General features: G+C 43.1%; 9 protein-coding genes. 5 read left to right on the forward strand and 4 right to left on the reverse strand.

Features of this window, described 5'->3' with window-relative positions:
• Positions 1–22 precede the first annotated feature (22 nt).
• The 4 genes from DEM91_RS05505 to DEM91_RS05520 all read right to left on the reverse strand — a co-directional run bounded on the left by DEM91_RS05505 (position 23) and on the right by DEM91_RS05520 (position 5,874).
• Complete coding sequence (locus DEM91_RS05505; RefSeq protein ID WP_249858248.1) at positions 23–1,039, reverse strand: S41 family peptidase; 1,017 nt, start codon at positions 1,037–1,039, stop codon at positions 23–25.
• Entirely contained in the window at positions 1,036–1,845 is an 810-nt protein-coding gene (locus tag DEM91_RS05510) for a DUF3316 domain-containing protein (RefSeq protein WP_249858249.1), read from the reverse strand. Before DEM91_RS05510 ends, DEM91_RS05505 begins: the two co-directional genes overlap by 4 nt.
• Positions 1,846–1,852: 7 nt before the next feature.
• Positions 1,853–4,573: a DNA gyrase/topoisomerase IV subunit A gene (locus DEM91_RS05515; protein WP_103003737.1), complete on the reverse strand. Its 2,721-nt coding sequence runs from the start codon at positions 4,571–4,573 to the stop codon at positions 1,853–1,855.
• A 542-nt stretch (positions 4,574–5,115) separates the two neighbouring features.
• Positions 5,116–5,874 carry a YaaA family protein gene (locus DEM91_RS05520; protein WP_249858250.1) on the reverse strand — a complete coding sequence of 253 codons (759 nt, stop codon included), beginning with the start codon at positions 5,872–5,874 and terminating at the stop codon, positions 5,116–5,118.
• Positions 5,875–6,308: 434 nt separating this feature from the next.
• Here DEM91_RS05520 and DEM91_RS05525 point away from each other — a divergent pair, with 434 nt between their 5' ends.
• The 5 genes from DEM91_RS05525 (at position 6,309) to DEM91_RS05545 (ending at position 16,230) form a co-directional block, all read left to right on the forward strand.
• A complete protein-coding gene (locus DEM91_RS05525; protein WP_249858251.1) occupies positions 6,309–8,882 on the forward strand; it encodes a zinc-dependent metalloprotease in 2,574 nt (857 codons plus the stop codon).
• 4 nt (positions 8,883–8,886) lie between these two features.
• Positions 8,887–11,973, forward strand: a complete 3,087-nt coding sequence (locus DEM91_RS05530; RefSeq protein ID WP_249858252.1) for a SusC/RagA family TonB-linked outer membrane protein — start codon at positions 8,887–8,889, stop codon at positions 11,971–11,973.
• Positions 11,974–11,998: 25 nt separating this feature from the next.
• A complete protein-coding gene (locus DEM91_RS05535) occupies positions 11,999–13,762 on the forward strand; it encodes a RagB/SusD family nutrient uptake outer membrane protein (protein ID WP_249858253.1) in 1,764 nt (587 codons plus the stop codon).
• A 250-nt stretch (positions 13,763–14,012) separates the two neighbouring features.
• On the forward strand, positions 14,013–15,557 hold the full coding sequence (locus DEM91_RS05540) for a glycine--tRNA ligase (RefSeq protein WP_249858254.1): 1,545 nt from the start codon (positions 14,013–14,015) through the stop codon (positions 15,555–15,557).
• A gap of 10 nt (positions 15,558–15,567) precedes the next feature.
• A complete protein-coding gene (locus DEM91_RS05545) occupies positions 15,568–16,230 on the forward strand; it encodes an FKBP-type peptidyl-prolyl cis-trans isomerase (RefSeq protein ID WP_008123447.1) in 663 nt (220 codons plus the stop codon).
• The last annotated feature ends 386 nt before the right edge of the window (positions 16,231–16,616 follow it).

Here is a 16,616-nt window from a genome sequence, read left to right on the forward strand (position 1 = left end):
AAGATAATGGTATGACATCTCGCTATTTCGTTGTTGTTGAAACGTGAGTACTTGATAATAGCTTTCGTGCAAACTCAATAAGCGTGTCTTCGCCTTTTAAGGTGTCCGTCTTTTTCATCATGACAACGTGGTCGGGGGCTATACCAAATTCTGTACTTTTCTTGTTGGCGTCAAATATAGGACATGCAGAGAATCTTACTCCCCACCCATTCGGTAGCTCGCTCGAAAAAGGAAGTCCTGCTCCTCCACCAGTCTTATCTCCTACTATTGTCACTTGTGGACAAGCCTTCATGTATTTAACAAATTCGTTGGCTGCACTAAAAACCTCCCGATTGGTTAGCACAATCACTTTCTTTTGCCACCTAACACCTTTGGCAGGGTGTAAAATTTGTTCACGCATCCTTGAAAAATCTTGATGCCCTTTGCCTGTTTTGTGTTGTATGTAGCCAACCAATAAATCCTCATTGGTAAAGCGACTTGCTAACTGTTCTGCAGAAGTTAACATCCCACCGCCATTTCCTCTAATATCTATAATGAGTCCATTGCAAGGTGCTAAATAGAATAAAATGTTGTCCAAGTTGCCCGATCCAATAGCTCCCTCAAACGAACGACAAGAGATGTATCCCACGTGATCGTCTAAAATGCAATACCTCATGCCAGCCGTGATGCGATAGTCGGTGCCGATATAGTGATCAATAAGTGTTTCATCAAAATTCTTTGGATAGTCTTCATGCCATTTCCAATACCGTCCATGATCAAAGCTTGCGTAAAGATTCACATGTCCATCTTTGAGTTCGGCAAGCATTTTAGCCATAATTTGAAACTGTTGGTACTCCGTGAGCCGTTGATTCATTTGGTGAGCGTATCGTTGATAGATAGCATACCAGTCGATTCCTTTCTCTTCGAAGAAGCAATAATGCTCATCTAAAATTTTCCATAGGGCTTCTAAATTGCCTTGTGGGGTATCTTCAAACACTTCGTTCTGCGTGCAACTACATAGTCCCAGACTTACGACGAGTATGCATAAGAGTTTTTTCATGGTAGGATATGTGTGAGTGTAAATTTCTTCACTAAGCCTATTACGAGAGCGTTTGAATAGGAGTGATACTTCAAGTTGTTCACGTTTGCTTGTTGGTAATCTCCCAAATAACCCACTCTGAAAGTTGTCTTCCAAAGTGTAAAGTCAAGTGTAACCAACTGTTTCAAAGCAGGTGCGTTTCCTAAATGGGTACAAACGATGTTGTGGTCGTAGTCGCCCCTTGAAAAAATCTCGTAATAAGACTGTCCGTAATTAGGCGAGAACATCATTCCTACGATAGGAGTAGATAATTCATAGCGTAATTGTAATGGAACTTTTTGTATTTTTAATGCGTAGGAAAGGATGAGAGCGGGAGCGATATTGATTCCTAACTTGGCTTGCATCGGATTATTCCCGTTCCTTCCATTATAGAGTGCGCCTGCATGAAGGTTCATTTTTCCACCCGTCATCAACTGTAAATGCTTTTCAAAGAGCTGCCATTGGTAAAAGACACCATATTCAAACTGGTACATTCCTTCCATTTCGTAAGCGTTCTTTGCCCGATTTTTGGCGTAAGTGAAGTTGCCTTGATGAATTTTCAGTTGCATCCAGTGACTCTCTTCTTTTGTTCGCATGATGTGTGAAAGGTAGTCAATGCGATACCCCGTATATGTTTCGGCAGACAGATAAGTGTCCAACAAAGACGCTTGTCCATAGCCTATCATATCGCTTTTTGTCGTGATACGTTGGGGTATTGCCCTCTCTTCTTGCGCTATTGTGCTTGTCACTCCGCCCATCAAGATGAAAGCGACTGCTATTCCCCTCACGCTTATCTTATTTAGGAGCCAGTTCCTCATCGTTAAACAAACTTAGTTGCCCCGTTATTTCGTCAATCACTTGTTGCTGACTCTTTCCAGCATCAGGGTCAAGATTTTCTTCTTCTTCATCATCATTGGCGTCTTCTTCTGGCTCGTCATCTTGCTCAACTACAGGTTGGCGTGTTGGTTCGAGTTCTTCTATTTGGTCTATTTCCCAAGTAGTAAGACGCTTTCCTTTTGCCTTAAAGCCTTTTACGGCAATAAACTCCTCAACGTCTATCTCTTGGCTGGGACGTGAGGAATCATTACCTCCAAAGGTAAGTAGCAAGCGAGGATAGGCAACTTCGGTAAGTAAAACCAATTTGTTGTTTGGATTCTCTCCTAAGTAGTTTTGCTTTTTCTTCATTGCCTCCATTGTAAAGCGCTTTACATACGGATAGTTTTGGTTGTCTGCATCAAACAGCACGGCTGTCCATACCTTCGCATCGTCCCATTTCTCTATGATTTGGATATTGTCATCATAGTGATTGTTGGCATCGAAGTCGGTGATGTAGAATTCCCCGTTGTCAAGCACCACCAAGATAGAGTCATCATCGTTGAACTCACCTAAATAGCGTCCGTGTTCCTCATAGTTAATGCGATTTACATCAGGGTCGAACCATACCTTTCTACCGCCCAGTGTACTGTGCCCATGACTCTTTAGTCCTATTCGGTGAATAGGCTTCTTGGAAACAATATTTCCTTTGGCACTGCGCGATTTAATCATGATGTCAGAGAAATCTTTTTCGATGAAGATGTTTTGTCTTGGCTTGGAAGGATCAGGCTCTAACGTTATCTTTATCACTTCAGCTTCTCCGTTTGGATTGGCAGTAAAATATACTATTCTGGAATTGGGCTTACCCTGAGTCAAGTCGTACTCTTTGTCACGAGTGAAATTGGTAACATTAAAACGCTTGATGAAATATATTCCGCTTTTGCCGTCCTTGTAAACAACGTTGTAAGTGGTACGCTTGTCGTTTTTCTTGAACACCTGAACATGAATCACATTCTTGCCCACAAATATCTTGTCTGCTACCCTTATGATTTTGTACTTACCGTCACGATAAAAAATAATGATGTCGTCAATGTCCGAACAGTTACATACAAACTCGTCCTTTTTCAGTCCTGTTCCTACAAACCCTTCTTGTCGGTTGATGTATAGCTTTTCATTGGCTTCTACCACCTTCGTGGCTTCAATGGTGTCAAAGCTGCGTATCTCTGTAAGTCGTGGATGCTCTTTGCCATATTTGGTTTGGATAAATTCAAACCAATTGATGGTTACATCGGTCATGTGTGCCAAGTCGTGGTCTATTTCTTTAATTTCGGCTTTGGTACGTACAATGAAATCATTTGCTTTGTCTTTGTTGAACTTTAGGATGCGGTGCATCTTGATTTCCAACAGTCGCAAGATGTCGTCGCGTGTTACCTCTCTGATGAAATGCGGCTTAAAGGGTTCCAATCGGTCATCCACGTGTGCCACAGCCGCATCTATATCTTTGGCTTCTTCAAATTTCTTATCTTTGTAGATACGTTCTTCGATAAATATCTTCTCAAGCGAAGCAAAAAATAATTGTTCTAATAGTTCGTTGCGTCTAATTTCCAATTCCTTGCGCAGCAATCCCATGGTGCTATCTACGCTGTGGCGCAACACATCGCTCACAGTTAAAAACACGGGCTTATTATCTTCTATCACACAGCAGTTGGGTGATATATTGATTTCGCAATCGGAGAAAGCATATAGGGCATCAATTGTTTTGTCGCTACTAATTCCCGGCGACAGATGAACTTGTATCTCCACTTCGGCAGCTGTGTTGTCGTCTACTTTCCTGGCTTTTATTTTTCCCTTGTCAATGGCTTTGAGAATAGAGTCAATGAGCGTTGTCGTTGTCTTGCTAAATGGAATTTCCTTGATTACCAGCGTCTTATTGTCTAACTTTTCAATCTTGGCACGTACTTTTAGCGTTCCTCCTCGTTGTCCGTCGTTGTATTTTTCTACGTCAATGCTGCCACCCGTAGGAAAGTCTGGATACAATGTAAAGGGTTCGCCTTTCAAATAGTGAATAGCGGCTTGGCAGATTTCATTGAGATTGTGAGGTAGTATCTTCGAACTCAAACCTACCGCAATGCCCTCGGCACCCTGTGTGAGGAGCAATGGAAACTTGGCTGGTAGTGTGATAGGTTCTTTGTTTCTGCCGTCATAACTGAGTTGCCAGTCGGTCGTTTTAGGGTTAAAAACAACATCAAGGGCAAACTTAGACAGTCGAGCTTCAATGTAACGTGGTGCAGCAGCACGGTCACCTGTCAAGATATTTCCCCAGTTACCCTGCGTGTCAATGAGTAAATCCTTTTGTCCCATTTGCACCAACGCATCGCCAATAGAAGCATCTCCGTGAGGATGAAACTGCATGGTATGCCCCACAATGTTGGCAACCTTATTGTATCGTCCATCATCCATGCGCTTCATGGAGTGCAGAATGCGTCGTTGCACAGGTTTTAGTCCGTCCTCTATGTGTGGAACGGCACGCTCTAAGATGACATACGAGGCGTAATCCAAAAACCAATTCTTGTACATCCCACTCAAATGGTGCACTGCCGAAGCATCAAATCGGTCGGCTGGTTGGTAGTCAGAATGCTGGTCGGTAGTCAATTCGTCGTCTTCTAATTCTATATCGTCTTGTTGGTTTGTCTCTTTGCTCATGAACTTTTCTGTATAGGTAGATTTACTCAACTTGCAAAAGTAGGAAAAAAATGGCACTTTTGCAAATCATTTACCATCTTTACACGCCCATGATGTGATGAAAATAAAGCAAATAAAAATGTTGAAAAATTAGGACATTCGTTCAAAATACGCGCGTTTTTACAACCAAGTGTCTCTTTGGTCGGAAATATGCGAATTTTATAGTTGGCTGATAATCAACGACTTTACTAAAAATAGTATATCCTTTCGTTTGTTGAAGCAATGCTATAATGGCGTTGAAGCATGTAGTTAACCGCTCAATCTACATACTCTAAGACTCTTATCTGCGATATATAGGAGTGTTATCTCAATGCTTTATGTATTTTCAGCACTTAAAATGGAGATTTTATCCCATTTTCATCTCCGTTTTTTCTCTATTTTGCAACTTTAAAATTTTGAAATTTTCGGACAAAACAGGCGTGTTTTTGTGCTTCTTAGTGTAAGATAAAAATCATCTTTAATGCAACAAAAAGATGTCCACATAGTGCAAATTAGTCAAACGATTAGAGGACAAATACCAGCTCATCGCCCTTGCTCTCTTGCTCATTATACACAAATCCTTCGTATTCAAAGGCTTTGAGGGCATCGACAGTGTGGGCATGATGTATAATAGCATGACGTGCTAAACCGCCACGGCACATCTTAGTGTACACTACAATGGTCTTCAGCTTCCCATTTTTTCGCACTTTGAAGGCGGGTTCTATGATGCGAACCGATTGCTTGATGCGCTTCCAATCAAACATTTTCTTCATTTCCGCACTCGCCAAATTCAGCAGCACACCGTCGTCAGCACGAACGGCATCAATGAGGAGTTGTGTGAGGCGTGGCTTCCAAAAATCAAACATCGTTTGGTTGTCGTATTCGGGAAGCTGAACGCACCCCTCCAGTCGATAGTTCTTAATGCCATTGAGAGGGCGTAGTAGTCCATAGAGAAACGAAGTGAGCCACAAATGTTGGTCGGCATATTGAAGTTGTTGAACCGCCATCGATGCTGCATCCAACCTCTTATATACGATTCCGTTGTAAGCAAGAATAGCGGGTAGGGTGGGCGAAGGTTCTAAAAAATGCGTATAACGGAGCTTGTTGAGTGAAGCCAATTGGGGATTGATTTGTAACATCTCCGACAATTCAGTGGTGCTATATTTCATTAAGTACACCGACGTTTGCTCAGCTTCTTGCTGAAACTGTGGCAGCGTGGTTGATAAAGCCAAGTTTGGTGCAGCATCAGCCATGTCCTTTGCGCAAGAGAGTAGTATTTGCATCTTGATAGTTTTGGCAACAAAAGTACGAAAAGTATTAGACAATTTAGGGGAAACAAATGCAAAATCTCACGACCATTTTTCTATGATGATGGTTTTACTTCAGCAGTTACCAACTTGCAATGCGCTATGAAAGTTGAGGTATGTGCAGGGGCGACTTCTATTCATGTAGCAAATAATTTTTGCTTGAGCAAAGAGTTTGTCGCAGAAATAAGCATCTGCTTATATGTTAAAATGATAGTTTTCGTTACAAATTTTGAAGAAAAGATAAAGAATAGGCAAAAAATCTATATATTTGCAAAATTATAGAAAAGAAATCGCCATGTTCATGAATCGCACTCCCTATGTAGGACGAGTTGGGACACCGTGTTTAGGGTATTGATGGAGAGCGGCAATTTTAAGAACTGTAAACAATATTAATAATTAAAAATGCTACTATGAGAAAATTTTTGATGATTCTTTTTTTGATGGGAATGATGTTCCCCAATCCTACACTTGCCAAGAAAAAAGACAAGAAGAAGACTGATGCACTCAAGGTGTTGACCGATAAACCCAAGGAAACGGGTGGGATAGAAGATTATAACAAAGCTATCAAGGACGCCAAGGTGTGCAAAGGAATGTTCAATACCTATCAGAAAAAGGATGGGAAGTTGTATTTTGAAATGCCAGATTCGGTGTTCTCGCACTTCTATATATTGTCCAATCGTATTTCAAAGACCAGCAACACCAGCGACTATGTGGCTGGACAGATGGTTACGTACCCCATGTTGCTGCGTTTCACCAAGGACAGCACGCGTGTGTACATGCACTTGGTTCAAAATGATAATGTGGTGGCGAAAGACGATCCGATAGCTGTGGCATTTCGTTCTAACTTTGCTGATCCAGTCTTAAAGGCGTTCAAGATAGTTGGACAAAAGGACAAAAACGTGCTCATTGAGGTAACGAGCTTCTTTGGTGGTAATGAAAGATGTATTAGTCCGATAAAGAAGGACAACCCCCTGTCTATTCTTCTTGGTGGAAAAAAATCGCTCAAAGGAACTTTCGTCGCTGATGCATCGGGTATCACCGAAGTGAAAGCTTTTCCTAAGAATGTGGAGATTAAGACTGTGCTGTCTTACAATTTGACAGACAAGGACATGCCATACACAGTGGAGATGCACCGCTCACTGTTCTTGGCACCTGATAAGCCCATGCGTATGCGTCTAAAAGACAAACGCGTAGGTTTCTTCGACACAGAAAAGAACATTTATTCTTCGAACAAAGATAATATAGAGACAGAGACCTATATTAATAGGTGGCGGTTGGAACCCAAGGATGGGGAATGGGAAAAATATTATAACGGTGAACTTGTTGAACCCAAACAACAAATTGTTTACTATGTGGACACGGCTTTCCCCGAAAAATGGCGCGCCACTGTTCGACAAGGTATCGAGGATTGGAACAAAGCTTTTGAGGCTGCGGGTTTCAAGAATGTGGTAAAGGCCTTAGACTATCCTAAGGATGATCCCAACTTCGACCCCGATGACATGCGCTACAATTGTGTGAAATATGCTGTTACCGACATTGCCAATGCTATGGGTCCGAGCTATGTTGACCCGCGCACGGGAGAGATATTGACTGCTGATGTGATATGGTATCACAATGTGGTGTCGTTGTTGCACGATTGGCGATTTGTCCAAACTGCCGCTGTCGACGCACGCACACATAAGGCTGTTTTTGATGATGACCTCATGCAAGAGTCCATGCGTTACGTTGCCGCCCACGAAGTGGGACACACCCTTGGCCTAATGCATAACATGGGTGCAAGTTACGCATTTCCTGTGGATTCATTGCGCAGCCCCTCGTTCACACAAAAATACGGCACTACGCCAAGTATCATGGATTATGCTCGCAACAACTTCGTTGCACAACCCGGTGATTTGGAGCGTGGTGTAAAACTTACGCCACCCGTATTGGGCGTGGCTGATATTTATGCCATCAACTGGGGGTATCGATTGATTAAAGGCGCTGACACGCCAGAGGCGGAGAAAAAAACATTGGAGGCTTGGATAGATGCGAAGAAGGGAAATCCTATGTTTGAGTTTGGCGCTCAGCAATTTATGGGAACTGTTGACCCTACTGCACAGTCGGAAGACTTGGGTAATGACCATATCAAGGCTGGTAATTATGCCATCAGCAACTTAAAAATTATCGTGAAAAACCTTGAGAAATGGACCTTTGAGAAGGGTAAGAGCTATGATGACGTGACTGCAATGTACAAAGAGGTGGTGTCTCAATACTCAAGACATCTTCATCATGTCATACCATATTTGGGTGGTGTTTGTTTCCATGAGATTAGACAAGGCGACAACCAAAAAGGTGCCAAGACCTATGTGGACAAGGTTACACAACGCAAGGCTATGAAGTGGTTGGTGAATCAAGCACTCACATACAACTCGTGGTTGTCTCCGCAATCGTTGTTAGTGAAATTGGATTTGCCGTCCACTGTAAATATGAAGCTACAAAAATCGTTGGCTGGTGGGATCTATGGCGCTACCACGTTGTTCAGGGTGAGCGAGGGTTATAAAGTTAATCCGAACAAGAATTATAGTCTCGGACAATATATGAACGACGCTTTCAATGAGATATTTCAAAACACATTGAAGGGTAAGGCTCTTTCTGAATCGGACATTAATTTGCAGGCTTCCATTATCTCACTTTTCAAGAAGAGTGCTGGATTGGACAGCGACGCTTCTAAAAAGAAAGGACTGTCATTGCTCCAAGAGAAGTTGACGGATGACAACATTTGCCTGCCCTCTCTGCCATGCAGCCACACAGAAGCAGAATATTCTTTCATGCGCATTAACTACGGTTTACCAGCCTTGTCGCCCAACTTGCTGGAGCCACTTATGCTTAGTCAACTGAAAAAAGTGGTAGCTCTCTACAAGCAGAAAAGAGCGACGGGAGATGCGAAGACGCGCAATTATTACGAATATCAAATTTTGCAAATAGATAAACTGTTAAAAAAGTAAGGCTATGAGAAAATTCTTTTTGTTAACATTGCTGTTGTCGGTTGTGTGTTTCATGCCTGTATTGGCACAAGACATCACCGTATCAGGGAAAGTTGTTGACTCCTCAGGCACTCCTATCATAGGAGCAGCGGTGAAAGCACAAGGAGAAAAAACAGGTGTGATTACTGATAAGGACGGCAATTTCAAGATTGTGATGCCTAAGGGAAAGAACAACCTTGTCGTGTCTTATTTAGGTTATAAAGAGATGATAGTGCAAGCCATTCTTGGCAAACTCTTAAACATCAAGATGAAAGAAGACGCTCAAAACTTGGATGAGCTCGTCGTGGTGGGTTACGGAACACAGAAAAAGTCGGCGCTGACGAGCTCTATCGAGACGGTGAAGGGCGAAGACCTACTGCGCATGCCCACCCCCAACCTCGACCAAGCTTTGAATGGTCAGGTGGCTGGTTTGCAAGTAATGTCACTCTCTGGCGACCCAGGTGCGGCTCGAGAAGCTACCATTCGTATTCGTGCTATGTCGGGAGCGGTCAGTTCGCCATTGTTGGTCATAGATGGTATTCCTCGTTTTTCGGAGAACACCACAGAGGGAGAACAGCGTCTGTCTGACCTCAATCCTGATGATATAGAGAGTATTTCCATCCTTAAGGACGCTGCTGCCGCTGCCGTTTATGGTGTGCGCGCCGCCAATGGCGTTATACTCGTTAAAACAAAACGCGCCTCTGGCGACTCTAAAGTGCGTGTGAACTATCGTGGACAGTTTAATATCCAAGAAGCTACGCAATTCCCTCATTTCCTAAAGAGCTACGAATATGCCAAGCTCTATAACAAAGCGGTGGAGGGTGTGAGAAACGCTCAGCCTTATACAGAGGAAGAATTGGAGCTAATTAGGACACAATCCATGCCCAATAAATATGCTGATACCAATTTGCTCGACTATTTGAAATCGCACGGAACGTCCACCACAAACGCTGTATCTCTCTCTGGTGGTAATAAGTTTGTAAGGTATTACATTTCTGGTGCCTATACCAATACGGTGGGATTGTATAGTGGCGTAGGACGCGATCGTTTCAATTACGCTGCAAAGCTCGATGCCACGTTAGCCAAAGGATTGACATTATCGCTTGACATGAGTGGCGTTCGTTCAGAATATAAGAACACAAGCTACACCACTATCGACGCAGCATACAGTTATGCCCCGACTCAACCGTTTGTCTATGATAATGGCGATTTGGCAAGTATCGGTCATGCCAACCCTTTGATATCGGTGCGTGGATTAGGAGGTTATAAACAAATGACAACCAAGATGAACACCGTTACGGCTAATCTCAAGTGGGAATTGCCTTGGGTTAAGGGACTATCGGTTTACGGAAGGGTAACCGTTGATAATAATAGCTCGTTAAACAAGAACTATAACAACCCCGTTACGCTGTATCTATACAACGAAAAAAACAAGGAGATAACGGTGGACAAGACTACTATTTATCCTAAAGCCAAAATAAGTGTATATCAGGGAACCCAGTTTGTTGATAACGCCTTGATAGAATTTGGTGCCAATTACGACCGCACGTTTGGTGGCAAACATCATGTTACAGGATTATTAGTGGCTAACTATCAATCTTATAAGCGCAAATCTATGGATGGAACCAACCACGACTTGCCAGGTTTATATCCCGAGGTTCTTGGTTCTACCAATACGGGAACGTTGCATGGAGTTGACAGCGAAGTACAGCGTGCATCGTTGATTGGGCGTGCCACTTACGGATTCTCTAATCGATATTTCGCTGAGTTCAGCTTCCGTATGGACGGATCTACAAAGTTCCACCCCGATCATCGTTGGGCGTTTTTCCCAACAGTCTCTGCATCATGGATTCTCTCTAATGAAGAGTTTTTCAAGAGTTGGAGACAGAAAGTGTTGAGCAATGTTAAGTTTCGTTTGTCTACTGGCTTGTTAGGGCGTGATGGAAGTGTGCAAGATTACTCATACTTGCTTAAATACATTTATTCGCCCGCTTATGGCTATAATGTTGGCGGCGTGTTCAAACCCGCAGTTATCGTGGCTACTGGAAATTATCCTAATACACGCTTGTCATGGGAAAAGAACCGCGATTACAATGTTGGCATAGACCTTGGATTTTGGGATAACAGGTTTGGGCTTACTTACGAGTATTACGTTCGCTACCGCACGGATATGCTGACACCTGCTCCCGACTATTTGTACCCCGCCTCCACAGGTACCAATGGTAGTGTACCATTGATGAATTTTGGTAAGTTGAAGGCTTGGGGATGGGATTTAACGCTCACGCACAGAAACAGCATCAACAAGTTTAGGTATGACGCTGCACTCACGCTGTCATTAGGACGTGACGAGGTGATAGACTGGGGCGATGAATCCAACCAATTGGAAAACATGCGAAGAAAGGGTCAAAGCACTGGAACCACATGGATGTACGAGTCGTTAGGTTTGTTCCAAACGCAAGAAGAGATCGATAATTGGAAACTTAACCAAGACGGAACGTACAAAGGCAAAAACAAAACGATAAAGCCTGGTGATATCAAATACAAGGATCAGAACGATGATGGCGTTTTGGATGACAAAGACTTGAAACCTTTCAGAGATTCACAATATCCTGATTTCACAGGAAGTTTACGTTTGGGTGCGAGCTACAAAGGGTTCTTCGTGAGTGTCATGTTCCAAGGAGTGTCAGGTTTCAAGCAATATGTAAGCGAGATGTACTCATTAGAAAACAACAGCTTGCCCAAGTTCCAGGATTACCATCTCACAGATTGTTGGACTCCCGATAACCCCAACGCCTCGTTTCCACGTGTCAAGTTGGCAACGGCAAGAGACAACAACCGTAAAAAGTCATCGTTCTGGGTGCGAGACAACAGTTTTGTACGCTTAAAATCTGTCAGTGTTGGCTACTCGCTGCCCTCTTCTGTGTTGAGCAAACTCAAACTATCATCGCTTAGTATATCATTGATGGGTGGCAACCTTTATACATGGAGCAAGCTCAAGTACATGGATCCCGAATCGATGCGAGGATATCCTATCCAGCGCACTTATGGTATCAATGCGAATATTGGTTTCTAAACAAGGAATACATAAACTTATGATTATGAACAGAATTAGTAAATATATATTGACTGGCTTTGCCTCTTTGTCGCTTACTTTTGTGACAACAGGTTGTGACGACCTATTTAACGACGCGCCTGTTGATAAACTTGCGGAGCCGAGTATTTGGGCAAGCCCCAACCTTTTGGACGAGTACAGTTTAGTATGGTATCACAACATCTCCAACGGCTTCAGTACAATGATGTCCACAAGTTGGTTCTTGCGCTATCTGTCAAAGCCGTACACAGGATGGTTTACCGACCAAATCACCTACTCGCGTACAGAATGGAGCCGTACTATTTTCGCTGAGGAAGTTGCTGGCGAAGAAGAAGCTATCAATACTGCGGGCTTAAATGAGTGGGGCAAGGACTATGAAATGATACAGCACATCAATAGGCTGTTAGCCAATGCAAACGAAATAGCCGATGGACCACATAAAAATCGTGTTTTGGGTGAGGCTCACTTCTTTAGGGGATGGTATTACTACCAACTTCTCCGTCGTTTTGGTGCACCAATGCTTATTCAAGAATTGTACGACCCGTTGAATGATCAACGCAAATTCCCGCGTTCCTCATACGAGGAGATGGTGGCTTATATCGCTTCGGAGGCCGACAAAGCAGCCAGTCTACTCGCCGTGAGAAACGAACCAGAGAATGTGGGACGTGTAACAAAGGGTGCAGCTATCATGCTCAAGGCCAAAGCGTACTTCTGGGTGGGGTCGCCAGCGTTCCAAAACAAGGGCAAAACCATCTACGGCTTCAAGTCTGACCGTTCCAAAGAGATGATGCAAAAAGCTGTTAATGCCTATGAAGAATTGATGCGTTTGGGATGCTACTCATTAGTGCCAGTTACAGGCAATACCGAAAGTGAGATAGCCGAGAGCTACAATTCACTTTTCCGACTTCACAACAGTTCGGAGTCTATCTATGAGGTTCAACACAGTGCTGACGGTATTGTAGATGATTTCGGACACCGTCTCGACGAAGATGCTGCCTCACCATTCTTTGCTGGAACCAGTTGTGCCTATGTTCCCACCCAGAATCACGTGGATGAATATGGTATGCGAGATGGCAAAACCTATGACGCACAACATCCGTACGCTAATCGTGATTATCGCTTTTACGCCAATATTACTTATGATGGCTCAACGTATAACAAACATGAGTTTGAGATACATTATGCTGTGGATAAGGGAAAGGAGGTGCCTGGCGCTGACCTTACAAAATACGGTACCAGTCGTAACGCTGCTGTAACACGCACGGGATACTACATGCGTAAGTTTCTTGACCCTAAAACAGAGCTTTTCGGTGATAGCAAATATGGCAGCAAACAGCATTATATCATTTGGAGATATGCTGAGGCGCTGCTCGATTATGCAGAGGCTCAGTTCCGTGTGGGCAATGTTGCCAAGGCTTTGGAGGCTGTTAACGAGGTTAGAAAGAGAGTGCACATGGACGCTTTGCCCTCCATTACGCTTGAGCAGATACTTCATGAGCGTCGTGTGGAGTTAGCTTTCGAGGAGTCTATATATTGGGATTATCTTCGATTGGGAACAGCGTTCGATAAATTGAACGGTTCCACTAACCCTTTGCAGGGCATGAAGATTGTCAAGTTAGCAGATGGTACAACTACCTATACAGTCAGCGACCTGAAGAGTCAGGCTGCCGAACGGGTATTTAGAGCTAACCAATATTACTATCCCATACCTTGGTCGGAGGTGCGGTATCATGGGATAGAACAAAATGAGGGATGGCACGAGATTAAATAGTATTTCTCGTTATAGCATGCTCTTAAATTATTTATACGTCCGCGGCGCTCTTTCATAAGGGTGTCGCGGATGTTTTTTGGTTGATGCTGTTTTGTCACAGATACGTTATAAAGCGGTATTTGTAAAGGAACAAAGTTCTTATAAATAAGAGAACCGTTGCAAAAATCTAAAGAATTTAAGCTGAGATAGCCAAGTACTCAAAAATATTGCGTACCTTTGTCCGATAAAATATACTCATAGGATATAAGAAATGGCACAAGAAGATGTTTTCAAAAAGATTGTGAGCCACTGTAAGGAATACGGTTTTGTATTCCCCAGTAGCGATATATACGATGGATTGGCAGCCGTTTATGATTACGGTCAGAATGGCGTTGAACTGAAAAAAAATATCAAAGAATATTGGTGGAAAAGCATGGTGCTGCTGCACGATAACATTGTGGGCATTGATTCGGCTATCTTCATGCACCCTACTATCTGGAAAGCCAGTGGACATATAGATGCGTTTAACGACCCATTGATAGATAATCGTGATTCTAAAAAGCGCTACCGTGCTGACGTTTTGATAGAAGACCAAATCGCCAAATATGAAGAAAAGATAGCCAAAGAGGTGGCAAAGGCTGCCAAACGGTTTGGTGATGCTTTTGATGAGGCGCAGTTTAAGGCAACCAACAAACGTGTTTTGGATTATCAAGCCAAGCGCGATGCTTTACATGAGCGTTATACTGCGGCGATGCAGGGACCAGATTTGGATGAATTGAAACAAATTATAGTAGACGAGGAAATCGTTGACCCTATTAGTGGAACCAAGAACTGGACGGAGGTACGACAGTTTAATTTGATGTTTTCAACCGAGATGGGGTCGCTATCGGATGCCACGAACAAGATTTACTTGCGTCCAGAAACGGCACAAGGAATTTTCGTGAATTATCTTAATGTGCAAAAAACGGGTAGAATGAAGTTGCCCTTTGGTATTGCTCAGATAGGTAAAGCATTTCGCAACGAGATTGTGGCGCGTCAGTTCATCTTCCGCATGCGTGAGTTTGAACAAATGGAAATGCAGTTTTTCGTGAAACCCGGCACAGAACTGGACTGGTTTAAGCGATGGAAGGAGCTGCGTATGGCATGGCATCAAGCTTTAGGCTTTGGTGCGGAAAACTATCGTTTCCATGACCACGAGAAGTTAGCTCACTATGCCAATGCAGCCACCGATATTGAGTTTAAGATGCCATTTGGTTTTAAGGAGGTAGAAGGTGTGCACTCACGTACCAACTTTGACCTTTCACAACATGAGAAATTTAGTGGAAAGAGCATCAAATATTTTGACCCTGAAACCAACGAGAGTTATGTACCTTATGTTATTGAGACTTCTATTGGTGTGGATAGAATGTTCCTTTCTGTGATGTGTCACAGCTATCAAGAAGAGGAGTTGGAAGGAGGCGACAAGCGCATTGTGCTACGTCTACCTGCCGCTTTGGCACCTGTAAAGTGTGCAGTGATGCCTTTGGTGCGTAAAGAGGGATTGCCAGAAAAAGCTCGCGAGATAGTTAATTTGCTCAAATTCCACTTCAATACCAGCTATGACGAGAAAGATTCCATCGGTAAGCGTTATCGTCGTCAGGATGCAGTGGGAACACCTTATTGCGTCACAGTCGACTTCGATACGTTGAAAGATAACAAGGTAACTTTGCGCCATCGTGACACAATGCAGCAAGAGCGCATCGACATTAGTGAGCTGTGTGCGCATATTGAAGATAAGGTAAGCATTGTTAGCTTGCTGAAAAAACTACAAGCTTAAGATATTAGATATGAAAAGAAACAAGTTGTTATATCTCATGATGCTCTTATTGGGAATGGGAATCATGGCGGCATGTAGCGAAAATGATGGTGAGGTAGAGGAATTTGCCGATTGGCAAAATAAGAATGAGACCTATTTTAACCAGTTGTATGCCTCAACGCAGCAGCGTATTGCCAAGGGAGACCAAAGTTGGAAGATTATCCGTAAGTGGTCATTGCCAGAAGATAACCAACATTTTCATGCGAACTTGGGAGATTATATCATTGTACATATATTGAATGCAGGGAGCAGCACATCAGGAAGTCCTTTGTACACCGATTCGGTCAAGGTGAATTATCGGGGACGTTTAATCCCATCTGCGACCTATACAGGAGGTTATGTCTTTGACCGTAGTTATAATGGTAAGTACAATCCACAGACAATGCGTCCTGCAAAGTTTGCAGTGAATGGTTTGGTAGATGGCTTTACCACCGCATTGATGCATATGACGATAGGAGATCGCTGGGAAGTGTATATACCACACCAGTTAGGGTATGGTAACAAAGAGCAATCGAACGGAACTATTCCAGCTTATTCAACCCTTATTTTTGATATCGGATTAGCAGGCTTTTATCGTGCAGAGGCTCCTACAGTTCGAGCCAGCGCATCCACAGGAAAGTGGATAGAGCGGTAATTTGCACCGTTGAAAATGATATTTGAGCGAGCAGTTTTATGTTGAAACTGTTCGCTTTCTTTTTCTTGGCAACTTTGTACTGCATACGGTCGGGGTGGATATGCTTAACTCGGTTTTGTTGATTTAGGTCAAGAATCAATATATTTCATCGCCTTTTGTCCTATTTTTCTTTGTTGTGTGCGGAAACAGCCGTATCTTTGCAACGTCAATAAGACAAAAAGGAGATGCCGAGAGGCATCCATTGAATACGATTAAAGATATTATTTGAGAGATATACTTAGGTTATTAGTTTTTAAGGTAAAAGCGAATATTCAGGTATCGTCAGGTATTAGATAAGGTGAAAAGACAGTAAGGGTAACAAAGGTATTAGTCGTTAGGTAAAAAGA

This window comes from Prevotella sp. TCVGH, assembly GCF_023522295.1.
Taxonomy (GTDB): Bacteria; Bacteroidota; Bacteroidia; order Bacteroidales; family Bacteroidaceae; genus Prevotella; species Prevotella timonensis.